Source organism: Paenibacillus sp. A3 (genome assembly GCF_001399685.1).
Classification (GTDB): domain Bacteria; phylum Bacillota; class Bacilli; order Paenibacillales; family NBRC-103111; genus Paenibacillus_G.
In genome coordinates this window covers 20,218-43,644 of the sequence record NZ_JTHN01000136.1, presented here as the reverse complement: position 1 = coordinate 43,644, position 23,427 = coordinate 20,218, and the positions used below count along the sequence as shown (strand labels likewise).

Sequence of the window (23,427 nt, the reverse complement as noted above, 5' to 3'; positions counted from 1 at the left end):
TAAAACGGAAATACTGGACATCGTATGCATCTGTTCATTTTTGCCTGAGGGATGTGCCGACATGATTGCCAGTAGGATGATTTGCCGGGCTTGGCGTCCTGGTCAGCATGCTCGGCTCGTATTTGACGCCGGATGCTTGGGGCTACGGCATTTTCGGTTTCGGTTTGGCCCACATCCTGCTGGGTCTTCTTGACATGTTTCGCCGATCGGCCGACAGCAACAACGCTTAAGTTTCCGGTGCATTCGAACAATACGGCTTCAAGACACGCGAAAGCTTTGTGCTGAGGGTGTCTTTTTTGTTACAATAGAGGGCGTGGAATTTAGATACGAAAGGGGAGCTGATTTGTGAGCAGTGAAAACTCGTTTGATATCGTATCGAAGCTGGATCTTCAGGAGATGAACAACGCCATAAACCAGGCGGAAAAGGAGATCGCGACACGTTTTGATTTCAAAGGAAGCAAGAGCAGCATCTCGTTGGAGAAAGAAGAACTGGTGGTCATCTCCGACGACGATTTCAAGCTTCAAAACGTATTGGACATTTTGCAGTCCAAGATGGCGAAGCGCGGCATATCGCTTAAAAATTTGGAGTTTGGCAAAGTCGAGCCCGCTGCGGGCAGTACGGTGCGTCAACGCATTAAAGTTAAGCAGGGGATCGATCAAGACAATGCCAAAAAAATCAACGTGCTGATCCGCGATTCCAAGCTGAAGGTGAAGAGCCAGATTCAAGGGGACCAAATTCGGGTAACCGGGAAAAGCAAAGACGACCTGCAGCAAGTTATGGCGCTGCTCCGGAAGGCGGATCTTTCGCTCGATCTTCAGTTTATCAATTTCAGGTAAGGCCAAAGAATGGTTCGGCTGCCTTACGGAAACGGGTCCGTAAGGTATTTTTGCTGCTTTTGACACCTTTTCACACGGTATATTATACTTAAACCAAACCGTTTAGTAGTAAAAGGTACTAACCATGGTGGAGGATTTTAGACATGACAGAGAAAGTGAAAGTGGTTACCTTAGGATGTGAGAAGAACCTGGTCGATTCGGAGATCATGTCCGGGCTCGTGCATGAGCGCGGGTTTTCCTTGGTGAACGATAAAGAAGAAGCGACCATCATTATTGTAAATACATGCGGATTTATCGATGCGGCCAAAGAGGAATCGGTCAATACGATTCTCGATTTGGCGGAACTGAAGCAGACGGCTAATCTCAAGGCGCTGATCGTATCGGGCTGCCTGACCCAGCGCTATAAAGAAGAATTGATGAAGGAGATGCCGGAGATCGACGGAATCGTCGGCACCGGGGATTTCCATAATATCAATGAGATTATCGACCAAGCGTTGGTCGGCCGCAAGCCTGTGATGGTCGGCAATCCGGTGTTCAACTACGAGCAGAAGCTGCCGAGAAGAATGGCGACTCCGCGCTATACGGCTTATGTGAAAATTGCGGAGGGCTGCGATAACGCCTGTACGTTCTGCAGCATTCCGATCATGAGGGGCAAGTTCCGCAGCCGCTCCGTCGAATCGATTCTGGACGAAGTGGCCCAGTTGGCTTCGCAGGGCGTCCGGGAGATCAGCCTGATCGCGCAAGATTCGACTAATTACGGGACGGATCTGTACGATACGTTCATGCTGCCGGAGCTGATGAACCGGGTAAGCGCCGTGCCGGGCATCGAATGGGTGCGGCTTCATTATGCGTATCCCGGCTTCTTTACGGACGAGCTGATCGACGTCATCGCGAACAACCCTAAAGTGTGCAAATACGTCGATATGCCTTTGCAGCATAGCGAAGACAGCATCTTGAAGCGGATGCGGCGTCCGGGACGTCAGCGGGACGCACGGGAACTGATCCGCAAAATTCGCGACCGCATTCCGGGCGTATCGCTTCGAACGTCGCTTATTGTCGGTTTTCCGGGGGAAACGGAAGAAGATTTCGAGAATCTGAAATCGTTTATCCGCGAAGTGAAATTCGACCGTTTAGGCGTGTTCACTTATTCCAAGGAGGAAGATACGCCGGCTTCCCGTCTGCCGGACCAAGTGCCGGACGATGTCAAAGAATACCGTTCGAACGTGCTCATGGAGCTGCAGCGCGAGATTGCTAACGAGCGCAACGGCGAGCGGATCGGTCAAGTGATCGACGTGTTGATCGAAAAATACGACGGGCGCAACGACGTCTACGTCGGCCGTTCGCAGTACGACGCTCCCGAGATCGACGGGGAAGTGTTTGTCGGCGGCGGGGAGCTCAAAATTGGCGAAATTGCCAAGGTTCGCATCACCCACTCCTTCGAGTTTGATTTGTCCGGGGAGGTCGTGGCATGAATCTGGCCAACCGGATCACTCTGGCGAGAATATTTCTGGTTCCGATCATCATGTTATTTCTGCTCGTCAACGTTAAGTTTCCGCACATTCGCATCGAGCAGTTCAGCATTACGTACAACCAGATTATCGCGGCGCTGATCTTTATCGTGGCCGCCAGCACCGACAGTTTGGACGGATATATCGCCAGAAAACGGAAGCTTGTCACCAATCTGGGCAAGCTTCTGGATCCGCTGGCCGACAAGCTTTTGGTGTCTGCCGTATTGATCTCGCTCGTTGAAATGGACAAGGTTGACGCTTGGATCGTCATTGTGATCATCAGCCGCGAGTTCGCCGTCACCGGCTTGCGGCAAATCGCTTTGCTCGAAGGGTCCGTCATAGCGGCCAGCAAATGGGGGAAATGGAAGACGGCGGCGCAGATTACAGCCATTATCGCACTGCTCATCAACAATTTTCCGTTTGCGTTCATCAACTTCCGCTTCGACATCGTGGCCAGTTGGATTGCCGCTATCATCACGATTTATTCGGGCTTCGACTATTTTATCAAAAACAAGCATGTCATTAATTTTAGCGATCAAAAACAGTAGGGAAAGCCTATTGTTTTTGTGCTGTTTGGAGGCGTACCGTGAGAGCTGAGATTATAGCCGTCGGCACCGAACTGCTGATGGGACAAATCGTAAATACGAATGCGCAGTACTTAGCCAAAGGCCTTGCGGATATCGGTGTGGGCGTTTATTTCCAGACGGTCGTCGGCGACAACGTCTCGCGGATCAAAGAGTCGCTGCATATCGCCAAGGGCCGTGCGGATCTCATTATTTGCACGGGCGGACTCGGACCGACGCAGGACGATTTGACCAAGGATGTGCTGGGCGAGGTGCTCGGGCAAAAGCTTGTCATTCATGAGCCTTCGATGAATAAAATGACCGAGATGTTCCAGCGGCGGGGCATCCCGATGGTGGAAAGCAATGCGCGGCAGGCGCTGATGCTGGAGCAAAGCGATCCGTTGTCGAACGACACGGGGCTTGCGGTAGGCGTAGCGGTGACGCACGAGGGGACGCACTACATTTTGCTTCCTGGCCCGCCCAAAGAAATGAAGCCGATGTTCGACCGGTATGCCAAGCCTTGGATTGAATCCAAGATGGACCACGTGCAGCCGCTTTACTCGGTCATGCTAAAGTTCGCGGGGATCGGAGAGTCGGCGCTGGAGCATGCCTTGATCGATTTAATCGAGGCCCAGACGGACCCGACCATTGCCCCTTATGCCAAGGAGGGCGAGGTGGCAATCCGGCTTACGACGCGCGCCTCTTCGCCTGACGAGGCGATGACCAGACTCCGCCCGCTGGAAGCGGAAATCCGGGGCCGGCTGGACGAGCATATTTACGCGTCCGAGGACCTCACTCTGGAGCAGCAGGTGCTGCGTATGCTTGCGGAGAGCGGGCAAAAGCTTGCCGTAGCCGAGAGCTGCACGGGAGGTCTGCTCAGCGATCTGCTGACTGCCGTTCCGGGGAGCTCGCAATCGTTTCTGGGCGGCGTCATTTGCTACTCCTCGGCGTTAAAGCATAAGCTGCTCGGCGTGCCGATGGAGCTGTTGGAAGGACCGGACGCGCCGGGTGCCGTCAGCGAGGAGACCGCGGCGGAGCTTGCGCGCAATACGCTTCGTCTGCTGGAAGCGGACATTGCCGTATCGATTACCGGCGTCGCAGGGCCTGGCGAGACGGAAGGCAAGCCGGTCGGCTTGGTCTACGTAGGTCTCGCGCACCGGAGCGGTCAAGCCTTTGCCGTCAAGCTCCAGCTGTCCGGCAACCGCGAAACGATCAAGCTGCGGGCAGCGAAAAGCGCACTCTATCATTTATGGAAAACGATAAAATCATAGTTGCCAGAATACCCAAAATAAAGTATAATAGATGTTAGCGGAAGAACCGTAACATTTTTGAATCAAACGTGTTACGGTTTTTCTTTTGCTAAGCAAGCGAATGTATGTTCGGAAAAATGCTTGTCAGCCGATTCAAAACACGGTAATATGGTATCAGCAGATAAATCAAAAAGGACGTGATTCTTTTGTCAGATCGGCGCGCAGCCTTGGAAAATGCCCTTCGTCAAATTGAAAAGCAATTCGGGAAAGGTTCGATCATGAAATTGGGCGAATCGACCCATATGCAGGTAGAGACGATCCCAAGCGGATCGCTGGCCTTGGATATCGCCCTGGGCATCGGCGGATTTCCGCGAGGTAGAATTATAGAGGTATACGGACCGGAATCGTCCGGTAAAACGACGGTAGCGCTTCACGCCATCGCCGAAGTTCAGAAAATCGGCGGCACCGCGGCGTTCATCGATGCGGAGCACGCGCTGGACCCGTTATATGCAAGCAAGCTCGGCATCAACATCGACGAGCTGCTGCTCTCCCAGCCCGATACGGGCGAGCAGGCGCTGGAAATTGCGGAAGCGCTGGTACGCAGCGGGGCGGTCGACATCATCGTCATCGACTCGGTTGCGGCTCTCGTACCGAAGGCCGAAATCGAAGGCGAGATGGGGGACTCCCACGTCGGCTTGCAAGCCCGCCTTATGTCGCAGGCGCTGCGGAAGCTGTCCGGGGCAATCAACAAGTCAAAAACGATCGCTATCTTTATCAACCAATTGCGCGAAAAGGTCGGCGTTATGTTCGGCAACCCGGAAACGACTCCAGGGGGCCGCGCGCTCAAGTTTTATTCGTCCGTCAGGCTTGACGTACGCCGCGTAGAGACGATTAAGCAAGGCAATGATATGGTCGGTAACCGGACCCGGATCAAAGTCGTCAAGAACAAAGTAGCGCCTCCGTTCAAGCAAGCGGATATCGATATTATGTACGGTGAAGGCATATCCAAGGAAGGCAGTATCGTCGATATCGCCACCGAGATGGATGTCATCCAGAAGAGCGGCGCGTGGTACTCTTACAATAACGACCGTCTCGGCCAAGGACGCGAAAATGCGAAGCAGTTCCTGAAGGAAAACCCGCATATTGCCGATGTCATCGAGAAAAAAATTCGAGAGAACAGCAACCTGATTCCGGTAGTAGGGCCGAATACGGACGAGGACGAAGAAGACGAAGAATTGGCGCTGTTTGAAGAGCAAGAATAAACGTTCCGGCACCTTTAATCCAGATTAAAGGTGCCTTTGCCATTTTCAAGGGAGGTACTTGGATTCATGATCGAGCAGGAAAGGCCGCAGCTTCAATCGGGGCTGATTACGAAGGTGGAGCGGCAGCGCAGGGGGCCGCACCGTTATAACATTTATATCGACGAGACCTTTGCGTTCTCGGTCCATGAGGACTTGATGATCAAGCACAGGCTCCTCAAAGGCGAAGCCGTCGAAGCAGCGCAGCTTGAGCAGATTTTGGCCGAGGACGAAGCGCATAAAGCTTATTTGGATGCGATCCGTCTGCTGTCCAGCAGGCTCCGGTCCGAACATGAAATGAAGGCCCGGCTGAAGCAAAAAGGGTACACGCCGGAAATCACGGCATCGACGGTCGAGCGTCTGGCGAAGGAAGGCTACTTGAACGACGAGCAATTTGCCGAGCAGCTCACCAAACAGCGCCTCGAATCGCAAAAAAAAGGGCGGCATTGGATCAAGCAGGAGCTACAGCAAAAAGGGATTCGTAAAGATCATATTCAAGCGGCGATGGAGCAGGTGGACGAAGAAACGGAATTTGCGATGGCGTACAGTCTTGCCTCGAAACGGTATCGTTCGGAGCTGGAGAAAGACCCGGTGAAGGCAAGGCGGAAAATTGCCGGCTTCCTGCAACGCCGGGGGTATCCGGGAACGGTCGTTAGCAAAGTGCTGGCGCGCTTGCCTCAAAAAGGATCGGAGGGGGATTGGGATGAAGAGATGTTCCCGGAGGAAGAGCAATTTTAGCAAATATGGAAAACGTAATCATGTGACGGGCGGAATATCGACTCATTCGGACCGAACACCTTGACAAGCTTCTTTGTCAAAAGATAAAATAATCATGTAAATGCGATACACAGAATCTTCCTGAACAGCCCGAGGGAGATTCGAACAAAGTAAAATCGCCAATTTTTACTTTTTACTAGCGCTTGTAGAATGGATTAAACAACCTGATTATCCCAAGCTTACCCCTTGGAGAAACAACGAGGAGGTGAACTGGATGCCTACGACAGTCATCTGGATCATAGTCGTTCTCGTTGTTGGTGCTCTATGCTTCGGGATCGGTTATTTTATCCGCAAGTCCCTTGCAGAGGCGAAGATTTCCAGTGCTGAACATGCTGCCGAGCAGATCAAGGAAAATGCCCGTAAAGAGGCAGAAGCACTGAAGAAAGAAGCGGTTCTGGAGGCGAAAGACGAGATTCACAAGCTCAGAACCGAAGCTGAAAAAGACATTCGTGACCGTCGAAATGAAACTCAACGACAAGAGAGACGATTGTTGCAAAAAGAGGAATCGCTGGATAAAAAATTAGAATCTCTTGAGAAAAAAGAGGAGCAGGTCGCCAACAAGGAGAAACGAATCGAAGAAACCCAAACGCAAATTGATCAGATTTATAAAGATCAAGTTGCCGAGCTGGAGCGAATTTCTGCGTTGACGATGGACGATGCCAAACAAATCATTTTGACCAACGTAGAGCAGGAAGTTCGCCATGAAACCGCTCAATTGATCAAGGAAATCGAACAGCAAGCCAAAGAAGAAGGCGACAAAAAGGCCAGAGAAATCATCACTCTTGCTATTCAACGCTGTGCGGCCGACCATGTGGCTGAAACGACCGTATCGGTCGTAGCGCTTCCGAATGAAGAGATGAAAGGCCGGATTATCGGACGTGAAGGGCGCAATATCCGGGCGCTGGAGACGCTCACCGGCATCGATTTGATCATCGACGACACGCCGGAAGCCGTCATTCTGTCCGGGTTTGACCCGATTCGTCGGGAAATCGCCCGAACTTCCCTTGAGAAGCTTGTAGCGGACGGACGAATCCATCCGGCCCGCATTGAAGAAATGGTCGAGAAGTCCCGCAAAGAAGTCGACGAGCGGATCCGCGAATACGGGGAGCAAGCAACGTTCGAAACCGGCGTACATGGCCTTCACCCCGACTTGATCAAAATTTTGGGCCGACTCAAATTCCGTACAAGCTACGGTCAAAACGTGCTCAAGCATTCCATGGAAGTGGCTTACCTCGCCGGACTGATGGCAGGAGAACTCGGAGAAGACGTGACATTGGCGAAACGTGCCGGTCTCCTTCATGACATCGGGAAAGCATTGGATCACGAAGTGGAAGGCTCTCACGTCGAGATCGGCGTTGAGATCGCCAAGAAGTACAAGGAGCATCCGGTGGTCATTAACAGTATCGCTTCGCATCACGGCGACTGTGAAGCGACTTCGGTCATCGCTATGCTGGTCGGCGCGGCTGATGCGCTGTCTGCAGCAAGGCCAGGCGCGCGCCGGGAAACGCTCGAAACGTACATCAAAAGGCTCGAGAAGCTCGAAGAGATCTCCGAATCGTTCGAAGGCGTCGAGAAATCGTATGCGATCCAAGCCGGACGCGAAGTGCGCGTAATGGTTCAACCTGAGAAGGTGGACGATACCGAGGCATTCCGACTGGCAAGAGACATTACGAAGAAAATCGAAAGCGAGCTCGATTATCCGGGTCACATCAAGGTCACGGTCATTCGGGAAACGCGCGCTGTAGAATACGCCAAATAATTGCATACACTACAGAGGGAAGTGGCGATTTTGCCACTTCCCTCTCTAATTCAGCGGAAAGTTGCAGTAAATTAAAGTGAGGTAGGGGGAGAGTCCGATGAAAATACTGTTCATTGGAGATATTGTTGGTTCGGTCGGCCGAAAAGCGTTGAAAACGTGCTTACCGACCCTCAAAAATAAATATAACCCGCATTGGATCATTGTGAACGGTGAGAACGCGGCAGCAGGACGGGGCATCACGGCCGCTATCGCCAAAGACTTCTTCGAGCTTGGCGTACATGGGATCACGATGGGTAATCATACGTGGGACCAGAAGGAAATTTTCGATTTCATCGACAAGGAAGACCGGATGGTCCGGCCGGCCAATTTCCCGCAGGGAACGCCCGGAAAAGGGATGACGTTTATCAAAGTAAAAGACATCGAACTCGCCCTCATCAATTTGCAGGGACGCACCTTTTTGCCTCCGCTCGATTGTCCGTTTGAGAAAGCGAATGAGCTGGTTGAGCAGGCCAAAAAGAGAACGAAGTACATCTTCGTGGACTTTCATGCCGAGGCAACTTCGGAGAAGCTGGCGATGGGCTGGCATTTGGACGGTAAAGTATCCGCCGTTGTCGGGACGCACACGCATGTGCAGACGAACGACGAACGGCTGCTGCCTCAAGGCACGGCTTATGTGACGGATGTAGGGATGGTCGGCCCGCGGGACGGTATTCTCGGAATGGAGCGGAACGCCGTGCTGCAAAAATTTAAAACCCAGCTTCCCGTACGCTTTGTCGTGGACGAAGGCAAATGGCATTTTCATGCCGTCAGCATTGAGTTGGACCCGGCTACAGGGCTCGGAAAAAAGATTCAGTTGATTCGCATGGATGAAGAGACGATCTTGTTCGATTGAATTGACGGACAATTCAAATATTTTAGAAAATACCATCTTCGGGTAGAAGGAATTAACCGCAAATTCCTAGAATATGATTAGTACTGGAAGCAATCATCATTCCCGAGGAGGTACTTTTCATGGAAGTATTAAAAGTGTCAGCAAAATCCAACCCAAATTCCGTCGCAGGCGCGTTGGCTGGAGTATTGCGTGAACGCGGGGCTGCTGAGCTCCAGGCCATCGGGGCAGGGGCCCTCAACCAAGCGATCAAAGCCGTAGCCATCGCGCGAGGATTTGTGGCTCCCAGCGGGGTTGATTTGATCTGCATACCAGCGTTTACCGATATTGTCATCGACGGCGAAGACCGGACAGCCATTAAGCTGATTGTAGAACCGAGATAATGGCTTTGCAGCTTATAACCGAACGACCAAAGCACCTGTTTACTTATGTAGACAGGTTTTTTTGGTTTCATTTCATTTTGGCCCAGTCAAACCTGCTCCCGAGGAGGGATAGCCGATGCATGTTATCGACGGGCACTGTGATGCTTTGCTCAAAATGGTTGAGAACCCGGCCATTGATTTTTTCGATCCTCATGCGAGCGCATTGGACGTATCTTATGCGAAAATGACGCAAGGGGGCGTAAAACTGCAATTTTTTGCGATTTACTTGCCTGAACGTATAACTCAGCCGCAATTTGACCATTACTTGGAATATATAAATATTTTTTATCAGAAAGTGGTGCGGGATCCGCGTATGCGGCAGGTTAAAAACCGGGCCGATTTGGAAGCGGTCCTGACGGGCAATCAGACCGGAGCGATGCTCACGCTCGAAGGCGCGGATGCGCTGCAGGGAAACCCCTTATATCTTCGGACGTTATATCATCTGGGCGTCCGAATGATCGGAACGACATGGAATTACGCCAATTGGGCGGCCGATGGGGTGCTAGAGCCCAGGCAGGGCGGATTTACGCGGCGCGGCAAAACGTTTATTAAAGACTGCAACGATTTGGGTATGCTATTGGATGCGTCCCATTTGTCCGAGGCGGCGTTCTGGGATTTGGCGGCGGCTTCGGCCGAGCCGTTCGTGGCGACGCATTCCAATGCAAGAGCCGTGTGCGGACATCCGAGAAACTTGAACAACGGGCAAATCCGGGAAATTGTCCGGCGGGACGGACGCATCGGCGTAACGTTCGTTCCCTGGTTCGTGCAGCAAGGCCGTCAAGCATCCATTGACGGTGTTCTGCAGCATGTCGAGCATATTTGCTCGCTGGGGGGCGGCGGCCAGCTTGTGCTCGGGTCGGATTTTGACGGCATCGATCAATGGATTCCGGGACTGGAGCATGCGGGGCAGATCCCGTACTTGACGGAAGCTTTGCTTAGAAGGTTTCCGGAGGAACTGGTGAGAGGGATCATGTACCGCAACTGGTTTACGTTCCTGCATCGTCATTTGCCCATTCATTAAAAATTAACATCTGATTTGTAGATATAAGACAACTAAATTATTCTCTAATCGATATGGATTTGATCTAAAAAAGCTATCTATGCATTTTGTCGAAAACCCTTGCTTTTTACGTGTATTAGTCATAGAATTTGATGAGACAACTGAAAGATTTTTTTTATATGAAATCAATCTTTACAGTTCATGGTTTAGCTGCATGTCAGCGAATTTAAAAGGAGTGGACAACGTTGATTAGCCAATTATCTTGGAAGGTCGGAGGACAACAGGGGGAAGGCGTGGAAAGTACCGACAAAATCTTTTCCACGGCATTGACCAGACTGGGGTACTACTTGTACGGGTACCGCCATTTTTCCTCGCGGATCAAAGGCGGCCACACAAACAATAAAATCAGAATCAGTACGAAACCGATTCGCTCCATTTCCGACGATTTGGACATTCTCGTGGCCTTTGACCAAGAAACAATTGATGTGAATGCGCACGAGCTGCGCGAGAACGGCGTAATTATCGCCGACGCAAAGGTTAATCCGGTCGTTCCGGAAGGCGTTAAAGCAAGACTGTTCCCTGTGCCGATTACGGCAATCGCGGAAGAGCTTGGCACTTCCTTGTTTAAGAATATGGCTGCTTCCGGCGCATCTTGGGCTTTGCTTGGTTTGCCGCTTGAAGTATTTAATAAAGCAGTAGAAGAAGAGTTCGGCCGCAAAGGCGCTGCCGTGGTGGAAAAAAACGTGGAAGCGGTTCGCAAAGCTGCCGAGTTCGTTCTCGAATTGACGGGCGGTCCGCTGCCGGAATTCCAGTTGGAACCTGCCGACGGCAAGCAAAAGCTGTTCATGATCGGTAACGACGCTATCGGTCTTGGCGCAGTAGCCGCAGGCTGCCGCTTCATGCCAGCCTACCCGATCACGCCGGCTTCCGAAATTATGGAATACCTGATCAAGACGCTGCCGAAATTCGGCGGAACGGTTATCCAAACCGAAGACGAGATCGCAGCATGTACGATGGCCATTGGGGCCAACTACGGCGGCGTTCGCGCCCTGACGGCTTCCGCAGGCCCTGGTCTTTCCTTGATGATGGAAGCGATCGGCTTGGCCGGTATGACGGAAACGCCTGTCGTTATCGTCGATACGCAGCGCGGCGGTCCAAGTACGGGACTTCCGACGAAGCAGGAGCAATCCGACGTGCTTGCCATGATTCACGGAACGCACGGCGAAATTCCGAAAATCGTTCTGTCGCCTTCGACCATCGAAGAGTGCTTCTACGACACGATCGAAGCGTTCAACCTGGCGGAAGAATATCAGGTTCCGGTTATTTTGCTGACGGACCTGCAGCTTTCCTTGGGTAAACAAACAAGCGAATTGCTCGATTACAATAAAATCCAGATCAAACGCGGCGAGCTGCAAACGGGCGAACTGCCTGCTCTGGGCGAGAACCAAATGTTTAAACGCTACGAGTTCACCGAGAACGGTGTTTCCAAGCGTTCGGTGCCGGGTCAAAAATACGGCATTCACCATGTAACCGGGGTTGAGCACGCCGAAGACGGACGTCCGTCGGAAAGCCCGGTTAACCGTAAGAAAATGATGGACAAACGTTTGGGCAAAATGAAGCACTTGAAAGTAACCAATCCGATTCTGGTCGACGCTCCTCATGAAGAGCCGGATCTGCTCATCATCGGTATGGGCTCCACGGGCGGCACGATTGACGAAGCAAGACGCCGTTTGGACGACAAAGGGTTGAAAACGAACCACATCACCGTTCGTTTGCTGCATCCGTTCCCAGTGGAAGAGATCAAGCCGTACCTGGAAAAAGCGAAAACGGTCGTTGTTCTTGAAAACAATGCTACCGGTCAGCTCGCTTCCTTGATTAAGCTGAACGTTGGCTACGCCGATAAAATTAAGAGCATGTTGAAATATGACGGTAATCCGTTCTTGCCTGCCGAAATCACTAAATACTGTCAGGAGTTGAACCTTGTATGGCAACGTTAAAAGATTTCCGTAACAATATCAAACCGAACTGGTGCCCAGGTTGCGGCGACTTCTCCGTGCAAGCGGCTATTCAAAGAGCGGCTGCCAATGTCGGTCTGGAACCGGAACAGCTTGCGGTTGTCTCGGGGATCGGCTGTTCCGGCCGGATTTCCGGTTACATCAACGCTTACGGATTCCACGGTGTTCACGGACGTTCGTTGCCAATCGCGCAAGGTCTCAAAATGGCTAACCGCGAGCTGACCGTCGTCGCCGCAGGCGGCGACGGCGACGGCTTCGCAATCGGCATGGGTCATACGGTTCATGCGATCCGCCGGAACATCAACATCACCTATATCGTTATGGATAACCAAATCTACGGCTTGACCAAAGGTCAAACGTCGCCCCGCAGCGCCGAGGGCTTCAAGACGAAATCGACGCCGTCCGGCTCCATCGAGTCCGCATTGTCGCCGCTTGAAGTAGCGCTTGCTGCAGGAGCTACGTTTATCGGTCAATCGTTCTCCAGCAACTTGAAACAGCTGACTTCCTTGATCGAAGAAGGCATGAAGCATGAAGGCTTCTCCTTCATCAACGTGTTCAGCCCGTGTGTAACCTTCAACAAAGTGAACACGTACGAGTGGTTTAAAGAGCATATCGTCGATCTGGAAGAAACACCGGACTACGATGCTTCCAACCGTGTGGCAGCCATGACGAAAATCATGGAAACCAACAGCCTCGTGACAGGACTTATCTATCAAGACAAGAGCAGAAAAAGCTACGAGGATATGGTTGCAGGCTTCAAGCCGGAAGGTCTTGCGAAGCAAAATATTAAAATCACCGAGCAAGAGTTTGAAAAATTGGTGGCGGAATTCAAATAATTTTCCGAACTTTCTTAAGCATACGGCCCAAGGCCGTATGCTTTTTTTATGCCGTGCGGGTATAATAGACTTGAGCTTCATGGAATCTTTTGCATAAGAGAGGGGCACATGGAAATGAAACAAGTACCGATCGGCGTTTCCGCCAGACATATTCATTTGTCGAAAGAACATATTGCTTTGCTTTTTGGCGCAGGGTATGAATTAAAGGAGATGAAGGCACTATCGCAGCCGGGGCAGTACGCTGCCGAGGAAACGGTCGCGGTCGTCGGACCTAAAGGCCGTTTCGACAAGGTTCGCATTTTGGGACCGGCCCGCAGCAAGTCCCAGCTTGAAATATCCCGTACCGATGCGTTCGCCCTCGGGGTGAATCCGCCTGTACGCGAATCGGGACATATCGACGGTACGCCTGGGATTAAGGTCATCGGACCGGCCGGCGAAGTGGAGCTGCAGGAAGGCGTCATCGTTGCGGCACGCCATATTCATTTTCATACGGACGATGCGGCCAAGTGGGGCATTGCGGATAAACAGGAGCTTACCGTACGCGTCGAAGGAGAGCGCGGCGTAACGTTTGAGCACGTGATTGCCCGGGTATCCGATCAATTCGCGTTGGACATGCATATCGATACCGACGAAGCGAATGCGGCCGGAATTAAAACCGGCGATATCGGCGTTATTTTAGTATAGAAGTCTATTCGAAGGATCTTCATGAATTGTTATGCAAAGGTATAACCAAAGGAAGGGATTGCTGCGGAAAGTTTACTGCCGCCTTTGAAATGAAGTTGTAACCGCAAGATAAAAAATAAAAACAACTTCAATTTCAAGAGCGGTGGAGCGGCAATCCATTCCTGACGGATACAACGTTTAATTAAGATTTTCCTTTCATCGAAGAGACTCCTATACCCACCATGAATTTCTTTGAAATGCAGGCTGCAAGCATGATATAATGAAAGGTATGATCTTTGCAGCATACTGCAAGCTTCAGGAGGAATTCATTTCATGACGACAAAAAATAAATCCGAGAAAGATTACTCGATATATTTCCAGCCGCCGTCTCTCAGCGATGCGAAGAAGCGGGGGAAAGAAGACATTCAAGTGCACTACGATTTCGACATCCCGGAAGAGATGCGCGAGATCGGCAAGGACAAGTATTACTTGATTCAAACGTACGGCTGTCAAATGAACGAGCACGACACCGAGACGATCAAAGGGCTGCTGGAGCAGATGGGCTACCGGTCCACCTATGACCGCAAGCAGGCCGACATCATTCTGCTCAACACCTGTGCCGTAAGGGAAAATGCGGAAGATAAAGTGTTCGGCGAGCTTGGCCATCTCAAGCATCTGAAGATCGAGAAGCCGTCGCTCATCCTGGGCGTGTGCGGCTGTATGTCGCAGGAAGAATCGGTCGTAAACCGGATCTTGAAGAAGCATCCGTTCGTCGATCTGATCTTCGGCACGCATAACATCCACCGTTTGCCGTTCCTGTTGAAGGAAGCGATGTTCAGCAAGGAAATGGTGATCGAGGTATGGTCCAAGGAAGGCGACATCATCGAAAACCTGCCGAAGAAGCGCGAAGGCATCAAAGCGTGGGTCAACATCATGTACGGCTGCGACAAGTTCTGTACGTACTGTATTGTGCCGTATACGAGGGGCAAGGAGCGCAGCCGCCTTCCGCAGGACGTGATTGCCGAAGTACGTGACTTGGCGCGTCAGGGTTTCAAGGAAATCATGCTGCTCGGCCAGAACGTAAACGCCTACGGCAAAGATTTCGACGATATGAAATACGGGCTCGGCGATTTGATGGACGAAGTCCGCAAGATCGACATTCCGCGTGTCCGCTTCACGACGTCGCACCCGCGTGATTTTGACGACCGTTTGATCGAGGTGTTGGCCCAAAAAGGCAACCTGATGGAGCATATCCATCTTCCGGTACAGTCGGGCAGCAACGAGATTTTGAAGCGGATGAGCCGCAAATATACGCGCGAGCATTACCTGGAGCTGGTCGCCAAAATCAAAAAGGCGATTCCGGATGTCGTGCTGACGACGGATATCATCGTAGGTTTTCCGGGCGAAACCGACGAGCAGTTCGAAGAAACGATCTCCCTCGTGCAAGAAGTCGGCTACGACAGCGCCTTTACGTTCATCTACTCCCCGCGGGAAGGTACGCCGGCAGCGGGCATGGAGGATAACGTGCCTTATGAGGTGAAGCGGGACCGTCTCATTCGTTTGAACGACGTGCTTAACGTCTACGCCAAGCAGAGCAATGAGCGGTTGAAAGGACAGACGCTGGAAGTGCTGGTTGAGGGCGAAAGCAAGAACAATGCCGCCGTATTGGCCGGCCGGACTCGCACGAACAAGCTCGTTCACTTCGAAGGGCCGAAGGAATTGGTAGGGCGGTTTGTCCAAGTGAAAATAACGGAAACCCCGACATTCTACATCAAAGGCGAATTGGTCGGAGAAGCCGTGGCTCAATAAATCGAATGCAGGGGCGTGACGAATCCTAATGGCAGAGCAAAAATATACGAATTGCGGCATGGAGCTGTATACGAATACGGAAATGATCGTGAGCGAAGACATTTTGGATAAAGCGAAGGAGCTGGCAGGGCTGCTGGCTACCTCGAACGAGGTGCAGTTTTTCCAGCAGGCGGAGCAGCAAATTGCCGGAAACGATCACATTCAGACGTTGATTAGCGCGATCAAAAAGAAGCAGAAGGAAATCGTCGCTTTCGAGTCGTTCGAGAATAAGAAAATGGTTGAAAAAATCGAGAAGGAAATCGACGAGCTGCAGGATCAGCTCGACTCGATCCCGATTGTCAGCCAATTCAAGCAGTCGCAGGAAGATATCAATTACTTGCTTCAGCTTGTCATGAGCGTCATTCGCGATACCATCTCCGATACGATTACGGTGGAACAAGGAACCGTAGCCCGTTCGGGATGCAGTGAGTAAACAAAATTGTACCGATACGCAGTTAGGACCGGCGTGCAGCCCCAGATGGGGGAGGCAGGCCGGTTTTTTGTCGGATGCGGCTGGTATAATGTGTCGGCCGGAGGAGGGGCTATTTCGTTTGCATCCGAATTCAGTTTGGGCGGCGGGTGTGCTACAATAATCGGGAGAGTGTGCGGATTGAGGTGAACGATTGTTGGAGAAAGACGTATTGACCCGGTTTGGCGTATCCATGCCGGAGGAACTAATCAAGCAGTTTGATCAATATATTGCGGAGCGGGGCTACACGAACCGCTCGGAAGCGATCCGGGATCTTGTACGTAAGGTGTTATTGGAGCCGGGTGGCTTGAAGGCCGATCAGCTCGTTGCGGGGACGATCGTCATGGTGTACGATCACCATGCGGCCGATCTTCCTTTGCAGCTTATCGAGCTGCAGCATAATTACCATCATGACATTATTTCGACGATGCATGTCCATCTGAATCACGATCAATGTCTTGAAATCATTGTCGTTCGCGGCCTACTGTCCAGGCTTCGGGAGCTGCAGCACAAGATTCAAGTACAGAAGGGCGTGCTTTACGCCGAGCTTTCCGTCACGTATTTGGACGAGCGGGGGGCCGGACAGGAGCACGCCGATGCCGCGGAGCATCATCATAGCTAGCCACCTTTAAACAGGCGGTCGTTTCTTTGTTCGCAAAGAAGCGGACGCCGATTTTATTGACAGCGGCTTCATTTCACAATATCGATTTAAAAAAAGGGTAGGAACGACCGATAAACTTAGGGTATGGAAAAGAAAGGCGTTTTTCATAAGCCATTAACACACGGAAAAGAGGTAACCGGGAATGACGAAGATTGGTATTGATCTGGGGACGACGAACAGTCTGGTTGCTTATTGGACGGAAGATGGTCCCGCTATGATTCCGAATATACTCGGGGAGCGTTTGACCCCTTCCATAGTAAGTGTGGACGAAAACGGCGAGATTCTGGTCGGTCAAATCGCAAAAGAACGATTAATAACGCATCCGGATCTTACAGCGGCCACCTTCAAGCGCTATATGGGAACGGAGAAGACGTATCGTCTGGGCCCGTATACTTTTTCTCCGGAAGAGCTGTCTTCGTTCGTCATCAGATCGCTTAAGGCGGATGCGGAGGCTTTTTTCGGCCATCCCGTTACGGAGGCAGTAATCAGCGTTCCGGCTTATTTCAACGATACCCAGCGCAAGGCGACGAAGCGTGCGGCTGAAATTGCCGGCTTAAAGGTGGAGCGGCTCATCAGCGAGCCGACGGCTGCGGCGATTTCCTACGGTCTTCATCAGCAGCAGGACAATACCAAGTTTCTCGTCTTCGACTTGGGCGGCGGCACGTTCGACGTCTCCATCCTGGAGTTTTTCGAGGGCGTGATGGAAGTGCAGTCGATAGCCGGAGACAATTACTTGGGAGGAGAGGATTTTACCCAACTGCTTGTATCTTACTTTATCGAAACCCATGGGATTGATTTTCAAGAGCTGGATTTTAAAGCCCGTTCCGCACTGTTCAAGCAGGCTGAACTATGCAAAAGGTTCTTAGGTACGGACAACGAAGGGAAGATGAGCTTTACGCTGGAAGATCGTACATATGAGACGAGTTTGAACCGCAACGATTTTGAGAAAATTGCCGGGCAGCTTATTTTGCGTTTGCGTCATCCGATCGAGCGCGCACTGCGGGACGCTTCCTTGTCCCCGGACGATCTGGATGCCGTCATTTTGATCGGAGGGGCGACCCGAATGCCAATCATCAAGTCGGTGGTAGGCAAAATGTTTGGCCGGCTTCCCTTCACTCAGATCAATCCCGATGAGGCCGTTGCCTTGGGGGCAGCCGTTCAAGTCGCGCTGATGGAAAGAAAAGAGGCCTTGAAAGAGGTCGTTCTGACGGACGTATGTCCATATACCCTCGGTATCGAAACCTCGAAATGGATGGGGGAAGGGACGTACGACCATGGCCATTTCTCTCCGATTATTGAACGGAACACCCCGATCCCTGTCAGTAAAGTGAGGACGTATTGTACGCTTAACGATAACCAGAAAGAGATTAGTGTGGATGTGTATCAAGGGGAAAGCCGGCGGGTGGAAAATAACTTGAAGCTGGGCGAGTTGGTGGCCGAGGTGCCTCCGGATAAGGCCGGCGAGCAATCCATAGACGTCCGGTTTACGTATGATATTAACGGTATTCTGGAGGTCGAAGTCACTACGGTCAGCACTGGTGCGAAGAAGATGATGATCATCGAGAAAAATCCGGGCAAGCTGTCGGAATTGGAAATTCAGGAAAGATTGAACCAGTTGAAAGATATTAAAATCCATCCCCGCGAAAGAACGGAGAACCGGCTGCTGCTGGCCAAGGGAGAACGGCTGTACGAGGAAGCGCTAGGGGAGAAGCGGTCGGAAATCTCGTCTCTGCTGGTAGAGTTTGAACGGGTTCTTGCCTCTCAAAACGAACAGGAGATCAAAAAAGCTTCCTCCGCACTGAGAAAGAAGCTGGAGCATTTCGAGAGGTGGCGTGACTACTAATGTCGGTATGGGAAATACTGGGGATCGAGCCGACGTATGAGGTATCGGCGATTAAGAAAGCTTATGCCGCTAAGCTGAAAGTCTATCATCCTGAGGACGATCCGACCGGTTATCAGCAGCTAAGGGAAGCGTACGATCAGGCGATCAAGCTGGCGAAGCGGCAGCAGAAACAGACGAGTCGATCGAACGATGAGCCGGAAGCTTTCGAAACATGGGACGTCAGGCAAGAAGACGGGACCGAATTGGAAGATATCGCAGAGCATGAGGAAGACGAACTGTATGATGAAGACGACGGACCGCAGCGCATTCCCCGTATGGTCATTTGGCAAGATCCGGGGAAGGGAATAGACGATCCCGGAAGCCAAGCAGAGCATTTTATGGAACGGGTAGAGAAGCTTTACGGCCAATTTCCGTCGCGAATCGATCCGAACCAATGGGCGGAGCTGTTGAATTCCGACGCCGTATGGAACATCAACCTGCAAAACGGCATTTCCGGCAGGCTGCTTGATTTTTTGGAAGAGCATTATTTTTTGCCTAGAGAGGTTTGGAAGCTTCTGGACAGCGCGTTTCATTGGAATGGACTGATTGCGGAAGACAAGGAAAGCTTTTTGGAACAATACCCCCAAGTATACAATTACGCTTTTTCGGAATCGTACGAAGCGGCAAACATGGGGTATTCCCTTCTGCTGGGTGCGGGGGAGATCGATCATGAAGCCTATCTTCATTATCGTGAGGAAGCCTGGTTGGCTTTGATAAATAATGATTTGGCGGCTGCCAATCAGTCGTTGCTGAAAGCGGGGGAGCTTTTCGATGCGGACCCGGACGTGATCCGTTTGGAGGCCGAATACGGCTGGCGCAGCGGAGAGTCGGAGAGGACGCTTGCCGTGAGCAATCGTCTGATCCGGTTGTGTCCCGACCAGATAGACGGCTATTTATACCGTTCGCGCATTTGGATGCAGTATGGAAAGCTGCCTGAGGCGGTTCAAGACCTGCAGCGCATTCTTGAGCAATTTCCGGATCACATGCTTGCGCTATCGCTGGCTGGGACCTGTTATAAAAGACTGGGTGACCTGGAAAAGGCCAAGGAGAGGTTTCAACGAATCCTTGCTTTGGATGCGAACGATATCGAAGCGGTTTTATCTTTGGCGGAAATTAATGCACTGACCATCAAAGACCTGAGAGCACGGCGTGTAAAAGGCAGCGGAAGGGCCATCAGGCAGCTTTACCGGGAACTGGGAAAAACACCTTTGCTTAAGCAATTGAAGAAAGCGGCTTATTATTTTGTTTCCTATAAATGGTTCAGCTTGATTTGCATTGTGGCGCTGCATTTTTGGATAGCGAGCTCGTTTGTCAAGCATACGGGGGAAACGCCCTTAGCTTATTTGAGCGAAAAGGTGAGACCTCTCAAAATCATGAACGTATCTTCCGCGTCCGAATGGGAGCTTCTGCCTCCGGAAGCGGCCGCTGTGCGGGTCAAGCTTGCCGATGCGTCTTATATGGCTATTCAAGAAGTAAAGGCTAAAGACGGCAACGGTAAGGAGACGACGAAGTATCTTTCTTTGGACGAGGCCAAGAAGCAGGGACTTCAATCGAACATTACGGGCCATCTCAGTATGGGCTATCTCGATGGAAAAGCAATCCTTGTCGTCGGCAATTACAAGCAGGCCAAAGAAATATACGATTTCCAAAGGATAGAACTGGAAGGAACCGTTCGTTCCATGCCTGACGAGCTGAAGACTGAAATCGAGAATTGGAAAAACCGAAGCTCGAAGAGCGGGATTTCGAAGCCGTTTCCCATGTCCGACAAATATATTGACGCCACAACGAAGCCGAGCAAGAAGGCTCTCCCAAGCCTGCCATTGCGGATTTATTTTTATCTGTTCATCTTAGGGTTGTTTTATGTTTCGGTGCTGCGGGAGCTCCGGAGAGTTAGCAAGCTCTTCGGCTATAACTGATAAGTGGGGAGAGAACATGCTATGACCGATACGGCGGCGCGGAAGGCCTTGAACGATTACGTTGAGGCGATGACTTCGTTATGTATCGTCGGGAAATTCGGTGAATATTTTTTGCACAATCCCGAGATGCTCTTCGAGCGGCGAAGCGGTTTACGCGGTATGTTCAAGTTTTGGGACATCGCGGATGCGCAGGGGCTTAAACAAAATCTAGAGTGGACGATCACGGCAGGAGCCAGAAAGGAGTTTGCAGAGCTTTACAACAGGCTGTCGTCCGTTTCGGAGGCCGAACGAGCTTCGATCGGACAGAATACCGACGATCCTGCACGCAAACATATGCTGTCCGTTGTCAGGCAATATTTATGGCGCGTGCCAACGGCTGGTATAGCGGCACACGATTATTCCATGGCGGTATTCAGAGCCTGTGCCGGACGAAAGCTTGGTTACTTAACGGAACAGGAGAAGTGGGCGTATATCGGAGTGGTCATCCCGATGGTGAAGGGTGATTTTTCCAGTTGGAAGGACTACATATATAGCTTCCACATAGGCGCCGTCTTTAGATCCCATCTTTTGAATGCGGATTATATAAGCGAAAACAGCATATTGCTAACGAAGCTGCTATTTACGCGCAACGATTCCTTTCGGAGGGCTACCTTGGGCTAGTACCTTGGGGCGGAAAGGGAGTGTGCTGTCCTGCAAATATGGAAAATACTAGATGTCGAGCCGACGAATGATATATCTGTCATCAAAAAGGCTTATGCGCGGAAATTAAAGCAGCACCATCCCGAGGACGATCCGGAAGGCTATCAGCGGCTTCGGGAAGCCTACGATCAAGCGATTCGCGCGGCCAAAAGAAATTTTAGGCTCGATTCAAGTCATGATTTGGCGGAGGAGGCTGCCGCCGAGCGAGAAGAAAGCGGGCAAAGCGATCCCGGACAAGACGAGCAAAAAGAGGAAGACAAGCCGGTTGTTATTCCCTCCCGGATGCTGTTTACGGAGTCTGGTTACGAGGAACGGGAAGAGGTAGGCCAGCCGGTTGTCGTCCCGTCCCGGATTTTGTTCGCGGACCCGACCCCTATGATACGCACCGCCGAACAGCGGTTAAACGAGTTCATGGAAAAAGTAAACGTCGTTTACCGCGACATCGCGCAAAGGATCGACATCGACTCGTGGCTGAAGATGCTCAATGACGATATCATGTGGGATGTTAAGCTTCAACGTGAGGTGCGTCAACAAATGACCGTGTTTTTGGAGCGGCACCCCCATTTGCCGAGGGACGTCTGGAAGCTGCTCGAAAGCAGCTTCTGCTGGAAAGAAAGGGTGCAGGACGACCGCGAATCGTTTTCCAGGCAGTTTCCCAACGTGTTTCTTCATGTGTTTGCCGATCCGTATTACGCCACGAGCCTGCGCTTCTCTTTCCTTACCAAGGCGGGCGGCATCGATTGCGAGGCTTTTATGAGGTATCGGCTGGGCGCGCTGCTGGCCTTGAAACATAATCACATGGAGCAAGCGGAAGAGATGCTAACCCGGGCATATGAGCTGTTTCCCGACGATCCGGACCTGCTGCGGCTGCAAGCTGAATATTTTCTCCGGCTTGGCAGCTTGAGCCGTGCGCTGACGGCCATCGACCGCAGTATGGCTTTGACTCCCGACGATCCGGAGCTGTATTGGTATCGTGCCCGAATTTATGTTAAAAGCAACCGGCTGACCGAGGCGATTCACGATGTGAAATACTTTCTTTCGCACAATCCGGGTCATCTCGGCGCGGTGTCTCTTGCGGCAAAATGCTATAAAAAGCTGGGGGACCCGGCATCCGCATGCGACATGTACCTTCGTCTGCTGGAGCTGCAGCCTGACGACATCGAAGCGCTTGTATACCTCGCCGAAGGCGCGCAGACGGAGAACGGACCGACGAGCTTGCCAGCGTCTTCGGCGGCATCGGTCGATCATTTGCCGGCTCATGATACGGAACGTGCGGCTTCACGCCTTTCAGAACAGCGCGCTGGGGCTAATAAATCGTCGTTTTTTTCCACAAAGAACTTGCCTTTAATTTTGGTATTGGGCTGGTTCTTCTTGTTCTTAATTCGGATGTTGTTTCGTTAGGCTTTTCCTTGTTATAAGCAAAGAAAGGAGGCCCCTTCGCTTCGTCATGGATTATTACGATCCCGAGGTACGCGCTCAATTGGCGCTGTATGGTCACGCCATGTCTTCCTTGTGCATGAAAGGACAGATGGCTTTCGCGTTGGCTAAAAATATGCAGGCGGTGTTCGAAAATAAGCGGCGTCTTCAAAGCGCGTTAGAGCTGTGGGAAATTGAAAATTCCGCCGCATTGAAAGCTGAGCTTCATTGGCTGTTCGAAACCGGGGTGCGGAAAGAGTTCGAAGATTGCCAAATGCTGTTATCGGGGCTTGCCGACACGGAACGAAGCGGATATTTGAAATCGCTCCCTTCGGGTGAAGCCCATACGGGCAAGCTGCACGTTGCGGCCTATTATTTAACGCGTCTGCCCGCAAAGGGGATTGCGGCATTCGACTATTCTTGGTGCGTCTATTTATGCTGTGCCGGCTATCGTCTCGGCTATTTGTCCGAAGAGGACCAATGGAGAATCGTCGCTATGTGCGTCAGGCATGCCCGAATCGCTTATGCAAGCTGGAAGGACTATATCATTGGCTTTGCGGCGGGCGCTGACTTCCATCAAGCTTCCCCTTCCTTAGACCATGTGAAAAAATACAAGGATTTTTTCGTGAAGCTGCTTACGGCACCAGAGAGTCCTTTGGGTCAGGTTAACTTGAGGTAGGCTCAAAAACGATCAGCGCGGCTGCACTCCGTTTCTATTC

The 23,427-nt window shown here is 51.6% G+C and carries 21 protein-coding genes; all 21 read left to right on the top strand.

Going from position 1 to position 23,427, the window contains the following annotated elements:
* The first annotated feature begins 345 nt into the window (after positions 1 to 345).
* The 21 genes from QJ48_RS20600 (at position 346) to QJ48_RS20500 (ending at position 23,387) form a co-directional block, all read left to right on the top strand.
* Positions 346 to 837, top strand: a complete 492-nt coding sequence (locus QJ48_RS20600; protein WP_054975386.1) for a YajQ family cyclic di-GMP-binding protein — start codon at positions 346 to 348, stop codon at positions 835 to 837.
* A gap of 143 nt (positions 838 to 980) precedes the next feature.
* On the top strand, positions 981 to 2,309 hold the full coding sequence (gene rimO / locus QJ48_RS20595) for a 30S ribosomal protein S12 methylthiotransferase RimO (RefSeq protein WP_054975385.1): 1,329 nt from the start codon (positions 981 to 983) through the stop codon (positions 2,307 to 2,309).
* Entirely contained in the window at positions 2,306 to 2,893 is a 588-nt protein-coding gene (gene pgsA, locus QJ48_RS20590) for a CDP-diacylglycerol--glycerol-3-phosphate 3-phosphatidyltransferase (protein WP_054975384.1), read from the top strand. Before rimO ends, pgsA begins: the two co-directional genes overlap by 4 nt.
* A gap of 38 nt (positions 2,894 to 2,931) precedes the next feature.
* The gene (locus tag QJ48_RS20585; protein ID WP_054975383.1) at positions 2,932 to 4,179 is read left to right on the top strand and encodes a competence/damage-inducible protein A; all 1,248 of its coding nucleotides are present in this window, start codon (positions 2,932 to 2,934) and stop codon (positions 4,177 to 4,179) included.
* 185 nt (positions 4,180 to 4,364) lie between these two features.
* The gene (gene recA / locus QJ48_RS20580) at positions 4,365 to 5,420 is read left to right on the top strand and encodes a recombinase RecA (protein WP_054975382.1); all 1,056 of its coding nucleotides are present in this window, start codon (positions 4,365 to 4,367) and stop codon (positions 5,418 to 5,420) included.
* A gap of 66 nt (positions 5,421 to 5,486) precedes the next feature.
* Positions 5,487 to 6,194: a RecX family transcriptional regulator gene (locus QJ48_RS20575; RefSeq protein ID WP_054975381.1), complete on the top strand. Its 708-nt coding sequence runs from the start codon at positions 5,487 to 5,489 to the stop codon at positions 6,192 to 6,194.
* 253 nt (positions 6,195 to 6,447) lie between these two features.
* Complete coding sequence (gene rny, locus QJ48_RS20570; RefSeq protein ID WP_010491189.1) at positions 6,448 to 7,992, top strand: ribonuclease Y; 1,545 nt, start codon at positions 6,448 to 6,450, stop codon at positions 7,990 to 7,992.
* A 97-nt stretch (positions 7,993 to 8,089) separates the two neighbouring features.
* Positions 8,090 to 8,884 (top strand): TIGR00282 family metallophosphoesterase, encoded by a 795-nt coding sequence (locus tag QJ48_RS20565; RefSeq protein ID WP_054975380.1) that lies wholly within the window; start codon positions 8,090 to 8,092, stop codon positions 8,882 to 8,884.
* Positions 8,885 to 9,003: 119 nt separating this feature from the next.
* The gene (locus QJ48_RS20560; RefSeq protein ID WP_006286829.1) at positions 9,004 to 9,264 is read left to right on the top strand and encodes a stage V sporulation protein S; all 261 of its coding nucleotides are present in this window, start codon (positions 9,004 to 9,006) and stop codon (positions 9,262 to 9,264) included.
* 115 nt (positions 9,265 to 9,379) lie between these two features.
* On the top strand, positions 9,380 to 10,324 hold the full coding sequence (locus QJ48_RS20555) for a dipeptidase (protein WP_054975379.1): 945 nt from the start codon (positions 9,380 to 9,382) through the stop codon (positions 10,322 to 10,324).
* 224 nt (positions 10,325 to 10,548) lie between these two features.
* Complete coding sequence (locus QJ48_RS20550; protein ID WP_082420605.1) at positions 10,549 to 12,300, top strand: 2-oxoacid:acceptor oxidoreductase subunit alpha; 1,752 nt, start codon at positions 10,549 to 10,551, stop codon at positions 12,298 to 12,300.
* Positions 12,288 to 13,154 (top strand): 2-oxoacid:ferredoxin oxidoreductase subunit beta, encoded by an 867-nt coding sequence (locus QJ48_RS20545; RefSeq protein ID WP_054975378.1) that lies wholly within the window; start codon positions 12,288 to 12,290, stop codon positions 13,152 to 13,154. Before QJ48_RS20550 ends, QJ48_RS20545 begins: the two co-directional genes overlap by 13 nt.
* A 114-nt stretch (positions 13,155 to 13,268) precedes the next feature.
* Positions 13,269 to 13,838: a phosphate propanoyltransferase gene (gene pduL, locus QJ48_RS20540; RefSeq protein ID WP_054975414.1), complete on the top strand. Its 570-nt coding sequence runs from the start codon at positions 13,269 to 13,271 to the stop codon at positions 13,836 to 13,838.
* A 312-nt stretch (positions 13,839 to 14,150) separates the two neighbouring features.
* Positions 14,151 to 15,626: a tRNA (N6-isopentenyl adenosine(37)-C2)-methylthiotransferase MiaB gene (gene miaB, locus QJ48_RS20535; RefSeq protein ID WP_054975377.1), complete on the top strand. Its 1,476-nt coding sequence runs from the start codon at positions 14,151 to 14,153 to the stop codon at positions 15,624 to 15,626.
* A gap of 28 nt (positions 15,627 to 15,654) precedes the next feature.
* Positions 15,655 to 16,098 (top strand): RicAFT regulatory complex protein RicA family protein, encoded by a 444-nt coding sequence (locus tag QJ48_RS20530; RefSeq protein ID WP_054975376.1) that lies wholly within the window; start codon positions 15,655 to 15,657, stop codon positions 16,096 to 16,098.
* Between the two features lie 190 nt (positions 16,099 to 16,288).
* Positions 16,289 to 16,756: a nickel-responsive transcriptional regulator NikR gene (gene nikR / locus QJ48_RS20525; protein WP_082420604.1), complete on the top strand. Its 468-nt coding sequence runs from the start codon at positions 16,289 to 16,291 to the stop codon at positions 16,754 to 16,756.
* Positions 16,757 to 16,937: 181 nt separating this feature from the next.
* Entirely contained in the window at positions 16,938 to 18,638 is a 1,701-nt protein-coding gene (locus tag QJ48_RS20520) for a molecular chaperone HscC (RefSeq protein ID WP_054975375.1), read from the top strand.
* Complete coding sequence (locus QJ48_RS20515) at positions 18,638 to 20,593, top strand: J domain-containing protein (protein ID WP_054975374.1); 1,956 nt, start codon at positions 18,638 to 18,640, stop codon at positions 20,591 to 20,593. Before QJ48_RS20520 ends, QJ48_RS20515 begins: the two co-directional genes overlap by 1 nt.
* A gap of 21 nt (positions 20,594 to 20,614) precedes the next feature.
* Positions 20,615 to 21,253, top strand: a complete 639-nt coding sequence (locus tag QJ48_RS20510; protein ID WP_054975373.1) for a DUF1266 domain-containing protein — start codon at positions 20,615 to 20,617, stop codon at positions 21,251 to 21,253.
* Positions 21,254 to 21,472: 219 nt separating this feature from the next.
* Positions 21,473 to 22,693, top strand: coding sequence for a lipopolysaccharide assembly protein LapB (locus QJ48_RS20505; protein WP_054975372.1), 1,221 nt, complete (start codon positions 21,473 to 21,475; stop codon positions 22,691 to 22,693).
* A 46-nt stretch (positions 22,694 to 22,739) separates the two neighbouring features.
* Positions 22,740 to 23,387, top strand: coding sequence for a DUF1266 domain-containing protein (locus QJ48_RS20500; protein WP_054975371.1), 648 nt, complete (start codon positions 22,740 to 22,742; stop codon positions 23,385 to 23,387).
* Positions 23,388 to 23,427 lie beyond the last annotated feature (40 nt).

Coding starts and splice junctions, on each gene's coding strand:
- rimO (WP_054975385.1), top strand. CDS start 981: ATGACAGAGAAAGTGAAAGTGGTTACCTTAGGATGTGAGAAGAACCTG.
- pgsA (WP_054975384.1), top strand. CDS start 2,306: ATGAATCTGGCCAACCGGATCACTCTGGCGAGAATATTTCTGGTTCCG.
- QJ48_RS20575 (WP_054975381.1), top strand. CDS start 5,487: ATGATCGAGCAGGAAAGGCCGCAGCTTCAATCGGGGCTGATTACGAAG.
- rny (WP_010491189.1), top strand. CDS start 6,448: ATGCCTACGACAGTCATCTGGATCATAGTCGTTCTCGTTGTTGGTGCT.
- QJ48_RS20565 (WP_054975380.1), top strand. CDS start 8,090: ATGAAAATACTGTTCATTGGAGATATTGTTGGTTCGGTCGGCCGAAAA.
- QJ48_RS20560 (WP_006286829.1), top strand. CDS start 9,004: ATGGAAGTATTAAAAGTGTCAGCAAAATCCAACCCAAATTCCGTCGCA.
- QJ48_RS20555 (WP_054975379.1), top strand. CDS start 9,380: ATGCATGTTATCGACGGGCACTGTGATGCTTTGCTCAAAATGGTTGAG.
- QJ48_RS20545 (WP_054975378.1), top strand. CDS start 12,288: ATGGCAACGTTAAAAGATTTCCGTAACAATATCAAACCGAACTGGTGC.
- pduL (WP_054975414.1), top strand. CDS start 13,269: ATGAAACAAGTACCGATCGGCGTTTCCGCCAGACATATTCATTTGTCG.
- miaB (WP_054975377.1), top strand. CDS start 14,151: ATGACGACAAAAAATAAATCCGAGAAAGATTACTCGATATATTTCCAG.
- QJ48_RS20530 (WP_054975376.1), top strand. CDS start 15,655: ATGGCAGAGCAAAAATATACGAATTGCGGCATGGAGCTGTATACGAAT.
- QJ48_RS20520 (WP_054975375.1), top strand. CDS start 16,938: ATGACGAAGATTGGTATTGATCTGGGGACGACGAACAGTCTGGTTGCT.
- QJ48_RS20515 (WP_054975374.1), top strand. CDS start 18,638: ATGTCGGTATGGGAAATACTGGGGATCGAGCCGACGTATGAGGTATCG.
- QJ48_RS20510 (WP_054975373.1), top strand. CDS start 20,615: ATGACCGATACGGCGGCGCGGAAGGCCTTGAACGATTACGTTGAGGCG.
- QJ48_RS20500 (WP_054975371.1), top strand. CDS start 22,740: ATGGATTATTACGATCCCGAGGTACGCGCTCAATTGGCGCTGTATGGT.